This window comes from Methylobacterium sp. Leaf399 (genome assembly GCF_001424525.1).
GTDB lineage: Bacteria > Pseudomonadota > Alphaproteobacteria > Rhizobiales > Beijerinckiaceae > Methylobacterium.
The window spans coordinates 1-18,950 of record NZ_LMQK01000001.1 but is presented as its reverse complement, the minus strand read 5'-3'; the positions used below and the strand labels follow the sequence as shown (position 1 = coordinate 18,950).

At 70.5% G+C, this 18,950-nt stretch carries 16 protein-coding genes and 1 pseudogene; 7 read left to right on the top strand and 10 right to left on the bottom strand.

Annotation, left to right across the window (positions count from 1 at the left end; genetic code table 11):
* Positions 1-89: 89 nt before the first annotated feature.
* The 5 genes from ASG40_RS00085 to ASG40_RS00065 all read left to right on the top strand — a co-directional run bounded on the left by ASG40_RS00085 (position 90) and on the right by ASG40_RS00065 (position 4,871).
* Positions 90-710 (top strand): CvpA family protein, encoded by a 621-nt coding sequence (locus ASG40_RS00085; RefSeq protein ID WP_055878583.1) that lies wholly within the window; start codon positions 90-92, stop codon positions 708-710.
* Positions 711-840: 130 nt separating this feature from the next.
* Complete coding sequence (purF, locus tag ASG40_RS00080) at positions 841-2,331, top strand: amidophosphoribosyltransferase (RefSeq protein WP_055878580.1); 1,491 nt, start codon at positions 841-843, stop codon at positions 2,329-2,331.
* A gap of 7 nt (positions 2,332-2,338) precedes the next feature.
* Entirely contained in the window at positions 2,339-3,091 is a 753-nt protein-coding gene (locus tag ASG40_RS00075) for an SDR family NAD(P)-dependent oxidoreductase (RefSeq protein ID WP_055878577.1), read from the top strand.
* 41 nt (positions 3,092-3,132) lie between these two features.
* Entirely contained in the window at positions 3,133-3,543 is a 411-nt protein-coding gene (locus ASG40_RS00070; protein WP_055878573.1) for a dihydrofolate reductase, read from the top strand.
* A 194-nt stretch (positions 3,544-3,737) separates the two neighbouring features.
* Complete coding sequence (locus ASG40_RS00065; RefSeq protein ID WP_055878571.1) at positions 3,738-4,871, top strand: carboxylate-amine ligase; 1,134 nt, start codon at positions 3,738-3,740, stop codon at positions 4,869-4,871.
* A 9-nt stretch (positions 4,872-4,880) separates the two neighbouring features.
* Here the strand turns inward: ASG40_RS00065 and der are convergent, their stop codons facing one another.
* The 3 genes from der to ASG40_RS00050 form a co-directional block, all read right to left on the bottom strand.
* On the bottom strand, positions 4,881-6,230 hold the full coding sequence (der, locus tag ASG40_RS00060) for a ribosome biogenesis GTPase Der (RefSeq protein ID WP_055878568.1): 1,350 nt from the start codon (positions 6,228-6,230) through the stop codon (positions 4,881-4,883).
* A gap of 135 nt (positions 6,231-6,365) precedes the next feature.
* On the bottom strand, positions 6,366-7,076 hold the full coding sequence (locus tag ASG40_RS00055; RefSeq protein WP_055878565.1) for a tetratricopeptide repeat protein: 711 nt from the start codon (positions 7,074-7,076) through the stop codon (positions 6,366-6,368).
* A 119-nt stretch (positions 7,077-7,195) separates the two neighbouring features.
* Positions 7,196-7,804 (bottom strand): NnrU family protein, encoded by a 609-nt coding sequence (locus ASG40_RS00050; protein WP_055880973.1) that lies wholly within the window; start codon positions 7,802-7,804, stop codon positions 7,196-7,198.
* A 95-nt stretch (positions 7,805-7,899) separates the two neighbouring features.
* Between ASG40_RS00050 and ASG40_RS00045 the strand changes: the two genes are divergently transcribed.
* Both ASG40_RS00045 and ASG40_RS00040 read left to right on the top strand, forming a co-directional pair.
* Positions 7,900-9,123, top strand: coding sequence for a hypothetical protein (locus ASG40_RS00045; protein WP_055878561.1), 1,224 nt, complete (start codon positions 7,900-7,902; stop codon positions 9,121-9,123).
* A gap of 203 nt (positions 9,124-9,326) precedes the next feature.
* Positions 9,327-10,058 carry a superoxide dismutase gene (locus ASG40_RS00040; protein ID WP_055878558.1) on the top strand — a complete coding sequence of 244 codons (732 nt, stop codon included), beginning with the start codon at positions 9,327-9,329 and terminating at the stop codon, positions 10,056-10,058.
* Between the two features lie 57 nt (positions 10,059-10,115).
* On the opposite strand, the gene ASG40_RS00035 is transcribed toward ASG40_RS00040, so the two are convergent.
* The 7 genes and pseudogenes from ASG40_RS00035 to dxs form a co-directional block, all read right to left on the bottom strand.
* Positions 10,116-10,826, bottom strand: a complete 711-nt coding sequence (locus ASG40_RS00035) for a phosphorylase (protein ID WP_055878555.1) — start codon at positions 10,824-10,826, stop codon at positions 10,116-10,118.
* A 24-nt stretch (positions 10,827-10,850) separates the two neighbouring features.
* Positions 10,851-12,848 (bottom strand): squalene--hopene cyclase, encoded by a 1,998-nt coding sequence (shc, locus tag ASG40_RS00030; protein ID WP_055878552.1) that lies wholly within the window; start codon positions 12,846-12,848, stop codon positions 10,851-10,853.
* A gap of 230 nt (positions 12,849-13,078) precedes the next feature.
* Positions 13,079-14,353, bottom strand: a complete 1,275-nt coding sequence (hpnE, locus tag ASG40_RS00025; protein ID WP_055878547.1) for a hydroxysqualene dehydroxylase HpnE — start codon at positions 14,351-14,353, stop codon at positions 13,079-13,081.
* On the bottom strand, positions 14,354-15,205 hold the full coding sequence (gene hpnD / locus ASG40_RS00020) for a presqualene diphosphate synthase HpnD (RefSeq protein WP_055878543.1): 852 nt from the start codon (positions 15,203-15,205) through the stop codon (positions 14,354-14,356).
* Positions 15,202-16,116, bottom strand: a complete 915-nt coding sequence (hpnC, locus tag ASG40_RS00015) for a squalene synthase HpnC (RefSeq protein ID WP_055878540.1) — start codon at positions 16,114-16,116, stop codon at positions 15,202-15,204. Before hpnC ends, hpnD begins: the two co-directional genes overlap by 4 nt.
* Positions 16,113-17,138 (bottom strand): hopanoid-associated sugar epimerase, encoded by a 1,026-nt coding sequence (hpnA, locus tag ASG40_RS00010; RefSeq protein ID WP_055878532.1) that lies wholly within the window; start codon positions 17,136-17,138, stop codon positions 16,113-16,115. Before hpnA ends, hpnC begins: the two co-directional genes overlap by 4 nt.
* 278 nt (positions 17,139-17,416) lie before the next feature.
* Positions 17,417-18,950, bottom strand: a pseudogene (gene dxs, locus ASG40_RS00005) (1-deoxy-D-xylulose-5-phosphate synthase); the annotation flags it as partial.

Here is an 18,950-nt window from a genome sequence, read left to right as displayed (position 1 = left end):
ATCCGGCACGGTATACGGTCATCGCGGCACGGGGCAGCCGCAACGCCATCGATCGTCGCCGCTCTGCCCCCTTGTGACCAGCGTCGTCGATGCCGTTTTCCATTCTGGACCTCGCCGTTCTGGGGATCGTCGCGATCTCCGCCCTTCTCGCGGCCGTGCGAGGGGCCACCCGTGAGGTCCTGGCGATCATCGCCTGGGTCGCCGCGGCGGCCGTGGCCTGGAAGTTCTACCCCCTCGTCCTGCCGATGGTCGGCCAGCACGTCACCAACGCCACGGTGGCGCTCGTCGCCTCCATCGCCGCGATCTTCCTCGGCACCCTGATCGTCGTCTCGATCATCACCGTGAAGATCTCGGACATGATCCTCGATTCGCGGATCGGCGCGGTGGACCGCTCGCTGGGCCTGATCTTCGGCGCCGGTCGCGGCTTCCTGATCTGCGTGATCGGCTGGGTGTTCCTGGCTTGGCTGGTGCAGGGCAAGATGCCGGACTGGGCCGCCACCGCCAAGAGCCGCCCCCTCCTCGAGAGGTCCGGCGATGCCCTGGTGGCGCAGCTGCCGGAGAACCCGGAGGGGATCCTCAAGCAGTTCAAGAAGCCCAAGGCCGACGGGGCGGCCGAGCCGACCGATTCGCCGGCGGAGGGCGAGGCGCCGGTCCAACGGCGCACCGATGCCGAGAAGCCGGGCCAAGCCGCGCCCGCGGCGCGACGCTGACCTGCAAGAATCCGGGCTTGGTTGCGCCGCACCGATCGACGACATAACGGTTTCGTGACGCAAGGTCTTGAGGCTGCGCCCGGCCGCCTTTCCCGGTGACCCGCGCGGCCGACGGGGAAACGGCAACAGCATGTCCGATCGATCAGCCACTTCCCGTTCCTCCCACCGGACGGTGGACGGGATGGACCGCGACGGCGACACGCTGCGCGAGGAATGCGGCGTCTTCGGCATCTTCGGGCACCCGGACGCCTCGGCCATCGTGGCGCTGGGGCTGCATGCCCTGCAGCACCGCGGCCAGGAGGCGGCGGGCATCGTCTCCTTCGACGGGGCGGTCTTCCATTCCGAGCGTCGCCCCGGCCTCGTCGGCGACTCGTTCTCCGACCGCTCGACCATCGAGCACCTGGAGGGCTCGGCCGCCATCGGCCACGTCCGCTATTCGACGACGGGGGGCACGATCCTCAGAAACGTGCAGCCGCTCTTCGCCGAACTCGCCAGCGGCGGCCTGGCGGTGGCGCACAACGGCAATCTCACCAACGCCCTCACCATCCGCCGCGACCTGGTCCGCGAGGGCGCCATCACCCAGTCGACCTCCGACACCGAGGTGATCCTGCATCTGGCCGCGCGCTCGCGCGCCCCGCGCATCGTCGAGCGCTTCACCGAGGCGCTGCGTCGGATCGAAGGCGCCTATGCCATCGTGGCGCTGACCAACAAGAAGCTCATCGGCGCCCGCGACCCCCTCGGCATCCGTCCGCTGGTGCTCGGCGAACTCGACGGCCGCTATATCCTCGCCTCCGAGACCTGCGCGCTGGACATCATCGGCGCCAAGTTCATCCGCGACATCGAGAACGGCGAGATCGTGGTGATCTCCGAAGAGGGGATCGAGTCGATCCGGTTCGCGCCGCCCCAGCCGATGCGCCCGTGCATCTTCGAGTACATCTATTTCGCGCGGCCCGATTCCGTGGTGAACGGCAAGAGCGTCTACGCGGTGCGCAAGAACATCGGCGTCGAACTCGCCCGCGAGTCGCCGGCGGACGCCGACATCGTCATCCCGGTGCCGGATTCCGGCGTGCCGGCGGCGCTGGGCTTCGCGCAGGAGACCGGCCTGCCCTACGAGATGGGCATCATCCGCAATCACTACGTCGGACGGACCTTCATCCAGCCGACCCAGTCGGTGCGAGAGCTCGGCGTGCGCATGAAGCACTCGGCCAACCGGGCCGCCGTCGAGGGCAAGAGCATCGTGCTCGTCGACGACAGCCTCGTGCGCGGGACCACCTCGGTGAAGATCGTGCGCATGATGCGCGAGGCCGGCGCCCGCGAGGTGCATTTCCGCATCGCCTCGCCGCCGATCACCTACCCCGACTTCTACGGCATCGACACGCCCGAGCGCGAGAAGCTGCTCGCCGCGACCCACGACCTCGAGGGCATGCGCCGCTACATCGGTGCCGATTCGCTGGCCTTCCTGTCCATCGCCGGACTCTACCGGGCGATGGGGGAGGAGGCGCGCGACCCCGCCTGTCCGCAGTACACCGACCATTGCTTCACCGGCGACTATCCCACCGCCCTGACCGATCTGGCGGTGGCCGGGCCGCGGCGCCTGGCCATGCTCGCCGAAGCCGATTGAGATCCCCATGACCGCGTCCTCCGACAAGCCGCTCTCCGGCCGCGTCGCCGTCGTCACCGGTGCCTCCCGCGGCATCGGCCGTGCGGCGGCCCTGGCCCTGGCGCAGGCCGGCGCGCATGTCGTCGCCGTGGCGCGTACGCAGGGCGGCCTCGAGGAGCTCGACGACGCCGTGACGGCGGCGGGATCGAGCGCCACCCTGGTGCCGCTCGACCTCACCGATTACGACGGCATCGACCGTCTGGGCGCGGCGATCTACGAGCGCTGGAAGCGCCTCGACATCCTGGTCGGCAACGCCGGCATCCTCGGCAACCTGACGCCGCTGGGCCATGTGACGCCCAAGGCCTGGGACCAGGTGATGGCCATCAACGTGACGGCCAACTGGCGCCTGCTCCGCTCGCTCGATCCCCTGTTGCGGGCCTCCGATGCCGGGCGGGCGGTGTTCGTCACCTCCGGCGCGGCCCACAAGTGCCGCGCCTATTGGGGGGCTTATGCCGTGTCGAAGGCCGCCCTCGACGCCCTGGTGCGGACCTACGCCGCCGAGACCGAGACGACGCCGGTGCGGGCCATGCTCCTCAATCCCGGCCCCCTGCGCACGGCCATGCGCAAGGCCGCGATGCCGGGCGAGGATGCCGCCACCCTCAAGACGCCCGACGACCTCGCCCCGGCCTTCGTGCGGCTGGCGCGGCCCGATTGGTCGGACTCCGGCAAGATCTACGACTTTCCCACCGACCGTGTCGTGGCGTTCCAGCCGCCGGCCTGACCGGTGGTGTTCCACGACGACAGGCTAGCCAGGTCCCCACGATGATCGACGTCCGCTGCATCTGTGCCATCGGGTTGCGGGGCCAGCTCGGCCTGAACGGGCAGTTGCCCTGGGAGGGCAACACCGACCCGCTGTTCGTCGAGGACGTGACGCGGTTCTTCGCCCTCACCATGGGCCATGTGCTGATCGCCGGCCCCAAGACCATCGCGTCGGTGCCGGCCTTCGCCTTTCAGGATCGCACCATCGACGTGATCCGCAGCCACGAAGACCCCGAGGCGGTGCTGGCCCGCTATCCCGGCCGGCGCATCTTCGTGGGCGGCGGCATCGCGGTCTGGAACGTCTACGCGCGCTACATCCAGCACTGGGACGTCACGCGCCTGCCGTACGACGGCGAGGCCGACCGCTGGTTCGACCCGGCCTGGCTGGTGGGCGGGGCGTTGCGGGAGGGCTGATGCGGTCTGCCGCTTGATGAAAGCGGTGACCGTATCGGCAATCCCATGCGGCGCCTGAGCGAAGCCGAAATCCGCATTGCGAAGCAATCGAACGGATTTTGCATGAGCCAGTCCGACTGAATTGGGTTTCGCTGCCGCGCGGCACGATGGCCATCGTCCCGAGTTGACGCGCAGGCCATACGCGAAGGTTCACCATGACAGCACACAGCTATCGCTTTGGCATCGAGGAGGAATATTTCCTGGCCGATGCCGAGACCCGCGGCACCCCGCGCCGGTCGGTGACGGCCTTCCATGAGGAGGCCGGCGACAGGCTGCCCGAGATCGGGCAGGAGCTGCTGCAGAGCCAGATCGAGGTCTGCACGCCGCCGTCCACGGATTTCGGAGAGGCACGCGAGATCCTGGCCGGCCAGCGCTCCGCACTCGCCGCCCTCGCTGGCAGGCACGACCTTCTGGTCTTTGCCGCCGGCACGCACCCGGTCGCCGAATGGGCGCGGCAGGTGCCCACGAAGGGCGACCGCTACCGCGGCATCTTGCGCGATGTCGGGCTCGCCGGGCGGCGCAGCCTGATCTGCGGCATGCATGTCCATGTCGAGGTGCCCGACCCGAAGGCGCGCATCGACCTCATGAACCGGCTGCTGCCGTTCCAGCCCCTGTTGCTGGCGCTGTCGGCCTCCTCGCCGTTCTGGCAAGGGGCCCCGACGGGGCTGACCGCCTATCGCCTGAGCGCCTTCGGCGAGTTGCCCCGCACCGGGCTGCCGCCGCTGATCGGGTCCCCGCAGGATTACGAACGCTATCTGCGCATCATGACCGCGGCCGGGTCGATCGCGGACGCAAGCTTCCTGTGGTGGTCCCTGCGCCCCTCGATCAAGTTCCCGACCCTGGAACTGCGCATCGCCGATTCCTGCACGCGGCTGGAGGACGCGCTGGCCATCGCCGCCCTGTTCCGTTGCCTCGTGCGCCTCGTAATCCGCCGGCCCGACCTCAACGACTCCCTCGACGGGGTCTCGCGGGCGCTGGCGGAGGAGAACCTGTGGCGGGCCCAGCGCAGCGGCACCGACGCCGAACTGATCGACGAGGCGAGCGAGGACGCCCTACCCTTCGCCGAGGCCCTGGACCGCGTCCTCGCCCTCGTCGATGCGGACGCCGACGCCTTGGGCTGCGGCCCGGAGATCGAAAGGACCCGCGCCATCCAGACCGAGGGCACCAGCGCCGAGAACCAGATCGGCGTGTTCGAGGCGGCCCGAAAGGGCGGCCGCAGCGACCGGCAGGCCCTCGACGCCGTGGTGGACTGGCTGGCGAAGACGACGGCCGGTGCGACCGCCGCCTGAGCCGCCCATCTAGCCCTTGTTCTCCTTGTCGAACGGGTTCTTCGACGTCCGTAGCGACAGGCGGATCGGGGTGCCGGGCAGGTCGAACGCCTCGCGCAGGTTGTTGACGAGGTAGCGGGTGTAGGATTTCGGCAGGCCGTCGAGCTGGTTGCCGAACAGGGCGAAATGCGGCGGGCGCGCCTTCACCTGGGTGGCGTAACGGATCTTGATGCGCCGGCTCGCCACGGCCGGGGGCGGGTTGCGCTGGGTCGCCTCGTTGAGCCAGTCGTTGATCCGCGAGGTCGAGATGCGCCGGCTCCACACATCGGCGGCGTCCACCACCGCCTGCATCAGCTTGTCGATGCCCTGGCCGGCGAGGCCCGACAGCGGGATGACGGAGACGCCGCGCACCTGCGGCAGCAGCCGGGTGCAATCCTCGCGCAGGGTCTTCAGCAGGCCGTTCTGGTCGGCGACCAGATCCCACTTGTTGAGGCCGATGACGAGGGAGCGGCCCTCGCTCTCGACGAGGTCGACGATGGTGAGGTCCTGCTTCTCGAACGGGATGGTGGCGTCCAGGAGCACCACCACCACCTCGGCGAACCGCACCGCACGCAGGCCGTCGGAGACCGCGAGCTTCTCGAGCTTGTCGTCGATGCGGGCGCGCCGGCGCATCCCGGCGGTGTCGTGGAGCTTGATCCGGCGGCCGCGCCAGTCCCAGTCCAGCGAGATCGAATCGCGGGTGATGCCGGCCTCGGGCCCCACCAGAAGCCGGTCCTCGCCGAGCATGGTGTTGATGAGGGTCGACTTGCCGGCGTTGGGCCGGCCGACGATAGCGACCTTGAGCGACTTCTCCGATCCCTCCTCGTCATAGTCCTCGTCCTGTTCGGGGAGGGCGGCGATGAGGGCGTCGTGCAATTCGCCGATGCCTTCGCCGTGTTCGGCCGAGAACGGGATAGGGTCGCCGAGGCCCAGCGAGAACGCCTCGTAGGCGCCCCCGAGCCCGGCGCCGCCCTCCGCCTTGTTGGCGATGAGGATGACCGGGCAGCCGGCCCGTCGCACGAGTTCGGCGAAGGGCTGGTCGGCGGGCAGCACGCCCGCGCGGGAATCGATCACGAAGAGGACCACGTCCGCTTCCAGGATCGCCGCCTCGGTCTGGGCGCGCATGCGCCCGAGCAGCGTGCCCGCGTCCGCATCCTCGAGCCCGGCCGTGTCGATGACCCGGAACACGAGGCCGCCGAAGTTGACGTCGCCCTCGCGCCGATCGCGGGTGACGCCGGGGCGGTCGTCCACGAGGGCGAGCTTCTTGCCGACGAGTCGGTTGAACAGCGTCGACTTGCCGACGTTCGGCCGTCCGATGATCGCGACGGTCGGCATATCCATGGGGTGGGCCAGTTCAGGTTGGGGCGGTCGGTCGGGAAACGCGAAAACGGCCGGTGCGGGACCGACCGGTTCTCGACCGCCGACGGAGCAGGTAAACCGATTTTGCCAATCGGCTCAAGGGAAAGGCGGAGTGCCCTAGCGCGTCGCGGGGAGAGGGGCCGCCGGCGCCGGGACCGCCTCGGTCACCGTCACCGGACCGCCGGCCACCAGGGCGGAATAGACTTCGATGCGCTGGCGCAGGTTCTGCGGCGTCTGCGGATCGGCGCTGATCTGGTCGAACCAGCGGCCGGCCCCGTCGTAATCGCCGCGCTTGAGCGCGGACAGGCCCAGCATCTCGCGGGCGGTGTGCCGGAACGCGCCAGTGGGGGCGGCCAATCCCTGCAGGCTGGCGAGCGCCGGATCGGGGTTGGGCAGGTCGAGGCGGATCAGGGCCGCCCGCAGGCGTGCGAGGTCGCGCAGCCCGTTGCTCAGCTTGGCGTCGGCGCCCAGCGCCTCGTATTCGGCGGCACCCGCGGCCTGGTCGCGCTTGGCGGTCTCGGTGGCGGAGCGGAAGCGTGCGAGCAGGGCATAGCCGGCCGGCGCCTGGGATTCGATCGCGGCGAAGGCCTTGTCGGCCTCCTCGGCCTTGCCGTCGCGCACCAGCCGGTTGGCGGTCTCGAACGATTCCGATGCCGTCTCGGCCCGGCTGCGCTGCTCGGACTGCCAGTAGCGCCAGCCGCCGACGCCGGCCACCACCAGCACCGCCAGGGCGATGATCAGCGCACTGTAGCGGCGCCAGATCTCGGCGACCTGATCGCGGCGATAGTCCTCGTTGACCTCGCGGATGAACTCGTTGTTCTCAGCCATGTCGTCTCATAACAGGTCAGCTCCTGCCGCGGCATCCGCGGCGGGCGACCTCACGATGGTCGGGCCCTGCGCCTAGCACACCATGGGCGGCTTGGCGACAGACGCGACGCCGGCCGCGCTCAGGCCATCCCCGGCCAGGCCGCGACGCCGATGAGCAGCGGATGCAGGTACTTCGCGAAGACGAACCAGGTCACGAGGCCCACCGCCACGGCGATGGCATCGTTGCGCCAGCCGGCCGGTGCCGCCACCGCGCCGCCGTGCTGGGCCACCGCCTCGGCGGGGTTGCGGGCCCGGCGCTTGGCGCTGATGCGGGCGATCACCGCCCAGGCGAGGAAGGCCCCGAACAGGAGCATGCCGCCGAGGTCGCCGTTGGCGAGGAGATGGGCGGTCGCCCAGATCTTCACGGCCAGCAGCATCGGGTGCTTGGCCTTGGCGCGGATGTGGCCGGGCAGGTAGGCCGAAGCGAGGGCGATGAAGGCCAGGAGGTTGAGGACCAGCGCGAGGTGGCGGGTGAACACAGGCGGGTTCCAGACCTGGATCATGCCCTCCTGCCGGTACACGCCGAAACCGTAGCCGACGAGCACCAGGCCCAGCAGCGACAGCACCATGTACCCGAGCTTGTAGCGGGTCTCCCCGACCTCGCCGATGACCTTGGCGCGCTTGGAGCGCAGCATGGTGAAGGCGTGGGTGCCCAGGAACAGCACGAGGCCGAGGATCAGGAAGGTCATGGAGGTCTCGGGGCGGTGGTCGGCCAATCGGAAGGTTAAGGGTTCAGACCGCAAACTCGGGCGCAAGTCCAGGCTGGAACCGCTCCAGGTCAAGAATGACGCGCCCGCTTCCCCGATCGTCCGCGCGCGCTCGTCGTTCCCCGAGGATCGTCGCGGCCCTCGTCGTGGCCCTGGCAAACCTCGTCTGGCCCGATGCCGGATGGGCAAGGGGCGACCCGCCGCTGTCGGCCCTCACCCTGATCGGCGCACCCAAGCCCCTGTTCCGCGCGACGCGCGACGCCTGCGACGGGGTCGACGTGCCCGACGCCTCGGCCCGCGCCTTTCGCGATGCCGCCGGCACGGTCGTGCTATTCGGCATGCACTATCGCAACCGCGCCCTGCGCGGCCCCGACTTCGACCGGCTGAAACTCGATTGCGCCGTCGTCCTCGATTCGGCGGGTGACGCCGATCCGGCCCGCTACGACGACCGCTCCTGGGTCACCGCCACCTGGACCGAGGACGGAACGGCGGTGGCGGCGCTGCTCCACCACGAATATCAGGCGAACACCCACGCCGGGCGCTGCCGGCTGCCGGCCTATCTCGCGTGCTGGTACAACAGCATCGTGGCGGCCTCCTCCACGGACGGCGGTCGCACCATCCGGCGGGCCACGCCGCCGGTGGTGGTGGCCGCAGCGCCCTTCGCGCAGGAGGTCGACCAGGGCCGGCATCGCGGGTTCTTCAACCCTTCGAACATCGTCGCGGACGGGCGCTGGCGCTACGTCTTCGCCTCGACCACCGGCTGGTCTCAGCCCGGCCGGACGCAGGAGGCCGGCGTCTGCTTGTTCCGCAGCGACGACCCCTCCGATCCGGCCCGCTGGCGCGCCTGGACCGGAATCGGGTTCGAGGCCCGCTTCCCCGGCCCCTACGGCAAGGCCCGGCCGGGACCGGATACTTGCAAGCCGGTCGCACCCTTTCCGACCCCGGTCGGCGCGGTGGTGCGACACCGGGCGACGGGAGCCTGGATCGCCGTCTTCATGGCCAAGGCGAGTGCGGTCTTCCCGCGATCCGGCTTCTACTGGACGAGCTCGCGCGATCTCCTGGCCTGGGACCAGCCGCGGCTGCTGATGGCGGGTGCCACCCTCTACGACGATGCCTGCACCGCGTCGGGACGCCTCATCGCCTATCCCTCGCTCATCGACCCGGCCGCCGAGGGGCGCAACTTCGACGACGCCGGAGACGCCGCGCTCCTCACCTATGTGACTCTGAGGACCGAGGGCTGCACCGTCACCTCCGATCGCGATCTCCTCAGCCAGCGCCTGTCGATCAAGGTCTGGCCGTAGGGTCGCCGGCCGAATCGAGAGTGCTCGCGCGCCGCCAGCGGACGATCCGTCCCGACGGCCTTCGATGGGCCGAGCCCGTTCCGGCGAAGGTGACGCAGAGTCCAAGTCGGCTATGGTTGAAACCATCGCGCAAGCGCTAGCGTAGCCGTCGTGTCGATGACGGTGCTCGCACCCATCGCTCCGGACAACGGGAGAACGCCACCATGAACCTCAACCGCCGCACCACCCTGGCCGCCATCGGCGGAGGCCTCATCGCCCTTCGCGCGCAGGCGAGCGTCGCGCAAGGAGCGCCGGCCCCGGCTCCGTCGGGTCCCTTCACCCTCGTACCGCTGCCCTATCCGGCAGACCGCAACGCCCCGACCATCGACGCCGAGACGATGCAGCTGCATCACGGCAAGCATCACGCCGCATTCGTGACGAACCTGAACACGGCGCTGGCCGACAAGCCGGACCTCGCCAAGAAGCCGTTGCCGGAGATGCTCGCCAACCTGTCGTCGCTGCCCGAGGCGGTGCGCGGGACCATCCGCAACAGCGGCGGCGGACACGCCAACCACACGATGTTCTGGACGATCATGGGCGGCAAGGGTGGCGAACCCACCGGCGACCTCAAGGCGGCCATCGACAAGGATCTGGGTGGCTTTGCCAAGCTGCAGACCGATTTCAACACCGCCGGCACCAAGCTGTTCGGCTCCGGCTGGGTGTTCGTGGTGCTCGGCAAGGACGGCAAGCTCGCCCTCACCAGCCGCCCCAACCAGGATTCGCCGCTGATGGACGGCACCCCGGTGGTGTTCGGCAACGACGTCTGGGAGCACGCCTACTACCTGACCTACCGGAACCGCCGCGCCGACTACCTCAAGGCGTGGTGGAACGTGGTCGACTGGTCGAAGGTGAACGAACGCTACGCGGCCGCCAAGGCCGGCACGCTGGCGATCTGAGGCTCGGCGTTCGTCCCCTGGCCGGAGGCTCGTCTCCGGCCAGGGGCGCCCGAGCCGTCAGGCCCTCGGGCCGGCGGACGACGGCACGCCGAGGCCATCTCCCAGGCAGGCGCGTGCGCGGCGTAGACTCCGGAAGGCGGCGCCCGAGTCCCTGGCGAGCCTCATCAGGTCGCCGGGGCTCGCCCGGCGACGGACGAGGGCGCGTAGCACGGCGAGGATGTCGGGATCGCCGTTTGGCTTGAGGGCGCTCGCCACGAAGGCCGGCAGGGCCCGGTCGGCCGGGTCGCAGACCACGCGCAGCGCCGCGAAGGGCAGGCCGTGCGCCCGCGCGAAGCCGGCCGCCACATGCGATTCCATGTCGACCGCCGCCGCGCCGGTCCGGCCGCGCAACGCCGATTTATCTGCGACGGCGAGGACCGCGGCGTCGACCCCGGCGAGGTCGGCCGCGGTGATCCTCAGTCCGCTGCGCTCCAGACGGTCTCTCAGGCAAGCGACGATGCCGGGATCGGCGTCCCACCGTTCGCCGTCCGACCGGACGCCGGTCGCCACCACGACATCGCCGGGGAGGAGCGCCGGGTCGAGACCGCCGGCGATGCCGAAGCTGATCACGGCGCGGACGGCGCCGGGGGCCTGGTGAGCGAGTGCCGCGCGCAGGCGGTGCGGATCGCCGCCGGCACCCACCACGACGACCCCCGGACCGGCCGCGAGGCGCGCCTCCTTGGAGAGGCCGACCACGGCGAGGACGGACCGTTCGGTCCCTGCCGACATGGCGATGCGCTCCGCCGGACCGGCCTACATCCCGAAGGCCACCTGTCGGGTGTTGCTCTGCTTGAGGTTGCGGAACCGCGCCATCGCCCAGAGCGGGAAGAACTTCGGGTAGCCGTGGTAGCGCAGGTAGAACACCCGCGGGAACCCGGTGGCGGTGTAGCGCTCCTCGGCCCAGAAGCCGTCGGCCCCCTGCGTCCGGGTCAGGTAATTGATGCCGCGGGTCACCGCCGGGTCGTCGGCTTCGCCCACCGCCATCAGGGCGAGCAGCGCCCAGGCGGTCTGCGAGGCGGTGGAATAGCCGGGCTCGAACGCCGGATCGATCTTGTAGGACGAGGCGTCCTCGCCCCAGCCGCCGTCCGGGTTCTGGATGCGGATGAGCCAGGCCACGGCGCGGCGAATCTCCGGCGAGGCCGGATCGACGCCCGCCGCGTTGAGGGCGCACAGCACCGACCAGGTGCCGTAGATGAAGTTCATGCCCCAGCGGCCGTACCAGCTTCCGTCGTCCTCCTGGTCGGCCAGGAGGTAGGTGACGCCGCGGTCGAGCGCCTTGGAGCTGGAGCGCGTCTCGCCGAGCTGGGACAGCATCGAGACCACCCGCGCCGTGACGTCGGCGGTGGGCGGATCGAGGAGCGCGCCGTGGTCCGAGAACGGGATGTGGTTGAGGTAGTGGTGGTTGTTGTCGGCGTCGAAGGCCGCCCAGCCGCCGTCGCTCGACTGCAGGCCCTCGACCCATTCGCGGGCGCGGGCGATGGCGTTGGTGTAGTCGGGCATGTCGGCGACGAGGCCGTGCTGGCGCATCGCCCGGTCCATCGCCATCACCACCACGGCGGTGTCGTCGAGGTCGGGGAAGTGCGGGTTGGCGTATTGGAACGCCCAGCCGCCCGGCCGCACGTTCGGCCGGCCCGCCGCCCAGTCGCCCTTGATGTCGAGGACCTGCAGGGGCCGCAGCCAGTCGAGGCCGCGCCGGGCCTGATGCTCGGCCTGAGGGCCGCCGGCCTCGAGGAGCGCGTGGCTCGCCAGCGCCGTGTCCCACACCGGCGACAGGCAGGGCTGGACGTAGGCCTCGTAACCCTTGTCGACCACCAGCTTCTCGATCGCCTCGCAGGCGATGCGCATCTGCGGATGGTCGGCCGGGTAGCCCAGCACCTCGTACATCAGCACGGAGTTGACCATGGCCGGGTAGATCGCCCCGAGGCCGTCCTCGCCGTTGAGGCGCTCGCTCACCCAGGCCACCGCCTTGTCGATGGCGCGCTGGCGGCGCTTCTTGGGAAACCAGTTCTCCGTCAGCTGGAGGATCCGGTCGATGCCGCCGAAGATCGGCGTCCACGGCCAGGTCGCATGCGGGCTGCCGGGCCAGTTGCGCACGTGCTCGGGCGGCGTCACGAACAGCTCGGGGATGCCGATGCCGAGGGGGTTGCGGGCGCGGGGCTTCTTGGCCTGGAGGACGAACAGGGGCACCATCACGCAGCGCGCCCAGTACGACACCTTGTCGAGGTGGAACGGGAACCAGCGCGGCAGGTGCATCACCTCCACCGGCATCACCGGGATGGCACGCCAGGGCACCTCGCCATAGAGGGCGAGGAAGAAGCGGGTGAACACGTTGGAATTGGCCGCCCCGCCGCGCGAGAGGATGGCCTCGCGGGCCTTGCGCATGTGGGGCGCCTCGATCGAGTCGCCGATGAGCTTCAGGGCGAAATACGCCTTCACGCTGCAGCTGATGTCGAACGGCCCCTCATGGACCAGCGACCAGCCGCCGTGCTTGCCCTGCGTCCGGCGCAGGTAGTTGCCGATCTTCGGCCCGAGACCGTTGGGAATCGGCGTGGCGCGAAAGTTGTGGAACAGGATGTATTCGGATGGGATCGTGGCATCGGCTTCGAGCTCGAAGCACAGGTGCCCGTCGGCATGCGACAGGGCCGTCAATCCTTGCGTCGCCCGGACGATGCCGCGCTCCACGTCGGAGAGAGAGATTTCCTGTGTCTTGGGACGCTGCAGCGTCTCGACCTTCTTGAATGCCTCGCGCATCGATCTCCGCCTTGAACCATCCGCGACCACGGTGCGTCGGGACTAGGCCGTCCCGTCCGCCGCATCCGTGACCGATCACACGTCTCGGCTGCGCGGCGAGCGGCCCCGATGGGCCGACGCCGCGCAGGTTTCTGCGAGCGCATCGTCCTGGATCTGGCTCCAGGACGATGCGCCCATCTCTCGTCCTGGCATCGGACCCAAAGGCGGCAGCCGCCTTTCGGTCCGATGCCCTAGGCGCGCGCTCCGTCGAGGAGCGCGTGCGCAGCCGTGGTTCCAGAGCGGATCGCCCCCTCGATCGTCGATGGCAGGCCGGTGGCAGTCCAATCGCCCGCCAGGACGAGGTTCTTGTGGTCGGTCACGGCGCTTGCGCGCCGCGCGGCCTCGGCCGGCGTCGCTGCGAAGGTCGCCCGCTTCTCCTTGACGATCTGCCAGCTTGGCCTTTCGGGCGCAAGTCCCGTCAAAGTCGAGAGCTCCGCCCAGATCCGGGCACTCAAGTCTTCCCGTGGTGTATCGAGCAGCCGATCGGCACCGCTGATGGTCACCGATAGACGATCCGGATACGCGAACAGCCACTCCGTCAGTCCGTTCACCACACCCAGAAGAAGAGGCGATCCCGGTGGAGGAACGATCGCGAAATGGGCGTTCACGATGGATCGGTAGGCCTGCGGGCTCGCGACGCCGGGCAGGACGTCGGCGGCCACCCAGGGTGGCAGGGCCAGAACCACGGCATCGTCCGGCCCGAGGGCGAGGGGGCCGTCGCCGAAGTCGAGGCTGTCGATCCGCCCGGCACCGAAACCGAGGCCGCGCAGGCGGCGCCCGAACCGGATCTCGCCCCCCCGTGCGGTGAGATGGGCCACGGCCGGGTCGACGAAGGCGTAGGAGAGGCCGGCCACCGCCACCAGTGGCCGGCAGGCCTCGCCACCCGCCCCCAGGGTCTCGAGCAGGATCTTGGCGGCCAGGCCGTTGTCGCTCTCGGCCGGCTCGGTGTTGAGCGCGGCCAGCAGCACCGGGTGCCACAGGCGCTCGTAGAGCGTGCCGGAGCAGGTCATGCTCTGCCCGATGGTGCCGCCGAGGCCCGGCCCCTTGCCGGCCGCCGCCCGGATGATGCCGAGGGGGGCGAGGTAGTCGATCGCCCGGGTACCCGGCACCCGCCGCGACGGGCTCATCACCCACCACGGCAACCGGCCGCGGTTCGGGCGCAGGCGCCAGCGCTCGCCCGTGGCGAGGTCGGCGAAGTCGAAGGCCGCCTCGGCCGGTCCTTGCAGGGCGTCGGCCGGGGCGCCGATGGTGCGCATGAAGCCGAGCGTCGAGGCGTTGCCCGACAGGAGGAGATGGTTGCCGTTGTCGAGGGTGAGCCCGAGGCTCGGGTCGTAGTACGAGCGGCAGCGTCCGCCCGCCTGCTTGGCGGCCTCGTGCAACACCACGCGGGCGCCGCGTTCCACCAGCGACACCGCCGCGGAGAGCCCGGCGAGGCCCGCTCCGACCACATGGACGGTTCCCGCCATTCAGACGATCCCGTGGCGCAGGGCGACGGACAGCAGGGCGAGCTTGCCGGGCTTGACGCGGGCGCGTGGGGGCGACCACCCCCGCTTCAGGAGCTCGTCGAGATAGAGCCGGTAGGCGGCCGCCATCAGCCGGGGGGCCTTGGTGGCCGCCCTCGGGCTTTTGGCGATGATCGCCCAGGTCTCGCGGTAATGCGCCTCGGCCTGGGCGGCCACCGCCGCGCAGACCTCGCCGATGCGCGGATGCGCCATCGCTGCCTGCGGCGTCGGCGTCGTCAGACCGATGGCGGCCAGCCGCTCGCGCGGCAGGTAGAGGCGGCCGCGTTCCGCGTCCTCGTCGATGTCGCGCAGGATGTTGGTGAGCTGCAGCGCCCGGCCCTCGTGATGGGCCAGCCGGATGCCGAGATCCTCGGGCAGGCCGAAGATACGCACCGAGAGGCGGCCGACGGCGCTGGCGACGCGGTCGCAATAGAGGTCGAGGGTGTCCTCGTCGGGGGCGACAATATCCTCGAAGGCATCCATCGCCATGCCGTCGATGACCGCCTGGAAATCCTCGCGGCGCAAGGCGTAGCGCGCGATCGGGACCACGAGGTCGCGCACCCGGGCCGCCGGGCGGCCGGCGTAGAGGTCGTCGATGTCGGCGCGCCAGCGGTCGAGTTCGGCCGCACGGACCTCGGCCGCCCCGCCGTCGTCGGCGACGTCGTCCACCGCCCGACAGAAGGCGTAGACCGCATACATCGCCTCGCGCCGATCCTTCGGCAGCAGCCGCATGGCGGTGTAGAACGAGGAGGATTTCGCGGGCAGGGCAGGGGCTTCGGCGGCGTCCGCCGGCAGCGGCGTGGCGGTGGCGCTCATCGGCGTCCCTCCTGGTTGGCGACGCGCAGCGCCTGCGCCCGAAGCACTCGGCCTCGCAACGGACGCCGCGCCAGGGTCGCAATGATGCCGCCGAGCGCGGTGAGGGCGAAGCCGGCCTTGCCGTGATGCACCGACTCGCTGAGCGGGTCGCGCTCCATCAGGCCGCGGCAGAGCACCACCGCCAGGCGATGGATCGCGGCGATCTCGAGGCTCAGGCGCAGGTCCGCGATGAGGTCGGGCAGTACCGCACCCTCGTCGAGGAGCCCCATGGTCCGTTCGGCCAGCTCCCGGATCACGGCGCGTAGGGCAGGGGATGCCCTGTCGGCGGCCAGGGCCTCGACGGTGACGCCGTGGCGAGCGAGCACGTCCCGGGGTAGGTAGACCCGGTCGTTGCGGCGATAGTCCTTCGCGCAATCCTGGAGGTGGTTGACGATCTGAAGGGCCGCGCAGATCGCATCGGACGGTCCCCAGACCACGGCCGGATCCTCGCCGTGGACGTCGAGGACGTAGCGCCCCACCGGCATCGCCGAGAGCCGGCAATAGGCGATGAGATCCTCCCAGTCGTCGTAGCGGGTCTTGCGGGCGTCGAGGCGGAAGGCGTCGAGGAGCTCGAGGGCATGGGTCGGGGGCAGGCCGCGCGTCGCGAGTTCGCGTTTCAGCGGCTCGGCCTCCGGGTCGGCCGGGCCCTCGCCGGTGAGAGCGTCGGCAAGCCGATCGAGCAGCACGATCTTGCGTTCGGGCGACAGCTCGGCATGGTCGGCGACGTCGTCGCCCGCCCGCACGAAATCGTAGAAGGCGAGGATCGCCCCGCGATTCCTGGGGTGGATCAGGTGCGAGGCGACGGGGAAGTTCTCGTCCTTGTGGCCCTTGCCGGAGCGGGCCTGCGTCGCGTTGTCCAGGGTCACGCTCATCGGATCAGCCCCGCCTGGCGGAACCACGCGATCGCGTCGGACAGGCCCTCTCGGTAGGGGCGGGCGGTGTAGCCGAGTTCGGCCCGCGCCTTGGCGTCGGTGAAGAACATGCGGTAGCGCGACATCCGGATGCCGTCGATCGTCGCGAAGGGGGCCTTGCCGGTCACCCGCGCGATCTGCTCGGAGAGATAAGCGATCGGATACACCACGGCGCGCGGCAGGTTGACGGTGGGGGGCTTGCGCCCGACCAGGCCAGCGATGTCGGCCAGCATCTGCGACAGCAACACGTTCTCGCCGCCCAGGATGTAGCGTTCCCCGGTGCGGCCCTTGCGCAGGGCGAGGAGATGCCCGGCGGCGACGTCGTCGACGTGGGCGAGGTTGAGGCCGGTGTCGACGAAGGCGGGCATCCGCCCCAGCGCCGCTTCCAGGATGATGCGGCCGGTGGGCGTCGGCTTGACGTCGCGCGGGCCGATCGGCGTCGAGGGGTTGACGATGACCACGGGCAGGCCGTTGCGGGCGGCCATCTCCTCGACGACGCGTTCGGCCACGACCTTGCTGCGCTTGTAGGCGCCGATGGCGGTGCCGGGGGTGAGCGGCCGGCTCTCGTCGGCGGGCGTCCCGTCGTCGTGCGGTTTGATGGTGGCGACGCTGGAGGTGTAGACGATCCGCTCGATCCCGGCGCGCAACGCCTCTTCCATCATGATGAGGGTGCCGTCGCGGTTGGTCCGGACGATCTCCTCCATGTCCGGTGCCCACAGCCGGTAGTCGGCCGCGGCGTGGACGAGGTAGCGCTGGCCCTGCAAGGCGGCGGCGACGGCGTCCCGGTCGCGCATGTCGCCTTCCACCACTTCGACGTCGGTCCAGACGAGGTTGGTGCGCGGGCTCGTCGAACGCACCATGATCCGTACGGGAAAGCCCGCCTTGCGGAACACGTCGACGAGGGCGGCCCCGAGGAAACCGCTGGCGCCGGTGATCAGGACCGGACCGACGCCCCAGGGGCCGGATGGATCAGCCTCAGCCATGTCTCTCTTAATCGTCAGGACGATCGGTGGCGGCCGGGGGACCGCAGGAAAAACGCCGGGGCGCGTCCGCCGCGGCCCGGCCTCATGTCATCGAAAACCGCCGCCGACAAGGATCGCACGGGCACACCCCGGCGCGATCTCGCGGCGCGGGTCAGGCGAGCCGGAGGCGGCCGGACTTCCGCTCGGGCAGGGCGCTGGTGACGGCCTTGACGATGCCGTCGGTGTCGAGGCCGGCCTGGGCGTACATGCGCTCGGGGGTGTCGTGGTCCTGGTAGACGTCGGGCAGGGTCAGGACGCTCGGGCAGGGCGCTGGTGACGGCCTTGACGATGCCGTCGGTGTCGAGGCCGGCCTGGGCGTACATGCGCTCGGGGGTGTCGTGGTCCTGGTAGACGTCGGGCAGGGTCAGGGTGCGCACCCGCACCCGGCCCTCGTCRAGGGCGCCCTTCTCGGCCAGGAGATGCAGCACCATCGCCCCGAAGCCGCCCACCGACCCCTCCTCCATCGTGATCAGGACCTCGTGGGTCGCGGCCAGGTCGAGGATCATCGCCTCGTCCAGCGGCTTGGCGAAGCGGGCGTCGGCCACGCTGACGCCGAYGCCGGCCGCCTCGAGCTGGTCGGCGGCCTTGAGCGCTTCCGCCAGGCGCGTGCCCAGCGACAGCAGCGCCACCCGCGCCCCCTCGGGCCGGCGCACGATCCGGCCCTTGCCGATGGGCAGCGCCTGTCCCCGCTCGGGCAGGTCGATGCCGACGCCCTCGCCGCGCGGATAGCGCAGCGCGATCGGSCCGGAATCGTGGGCATGGGCCGTCGCCACCATGTGGACGAGCTCGGCCTCGTCGGCCGCCGCCATCACCGTCATGTTCGGCAGGCAGCAYAGGTAGGCCAGRTCGAAGGCGCCCGCGTGGGTCGCCCCGTCGGCCCCCACCAGCCCGGCCCGGTCGAGGCAGAACCGCACGGGCAGGTTCTGCAGCGCCACGTCGTGGACGACCTGGTCGTAGGCCCGCTGCAGGAAGGTCGAGTAGATCGCCACGAACGGCTTGTAGCCCTCCGTCGCCAGGCCGCCGGCGAAGGTCACCGCGTGCTGCTCGGCGATGCCGACGTCGAAGGTCCGGTCGGGGTGGGCCTTGCCGAACAGGTCGATGCCGGTGCCGCCGGGCATGGCGGCGGTGATCGCCACCACCTTGGGGTCGGCGTCCGCCGCCTTGATCAGGCTCTCGCCGAACACCCGGGTGTAGGCCGGGGCGTTGGGCTTGGCCTTGGCCTGCACGCCGGAGATCACGTCGAACTTGACGACGCCGTGGTAGCGGTCGGCRCTGGCCTCGGCCGGGGCGTAGCCCTTGCCCTTCTGGGTGACGACGTGGAGCAGGATCGGGCCCTGCTCGGAGTCGCGCACGTTCTTGAGCACCGGCAGCAGGTGGTCGAGGTTGTGCCCGTCGACGGGGCCGACGTAGTGGAAGCCCATCTCCTCGAACATGGTGCCGCCGCCCACGATGAGGCCGCGGGCGAATTCCTCGGCCTGGGCCGCGCGCTGGTARATGCCCTTGGGCAGGAGCTTGCCGAGCTGCTTGGCGGTCTCGCGCAGGGAGCGGTAGGTGTCGCCCGAGGCGAGCCGCGCGAGATAGGCCGACATCGCGCCGACCGGGGGCGCGATCGACATGTCGTTGTCGTTGAGGATGACGATCAGGCGCGAGTGCAGCGCGCCGGCGTTGTTGAGGGCCTCGTAGGCCATGCCCGCCGACATCGAGCCGTCGCCGATCACCGCCACGCAGTTGCGTCGCGGGAGCCGGTCCGCGCTCGCGGGAGCCGGTCCGCGC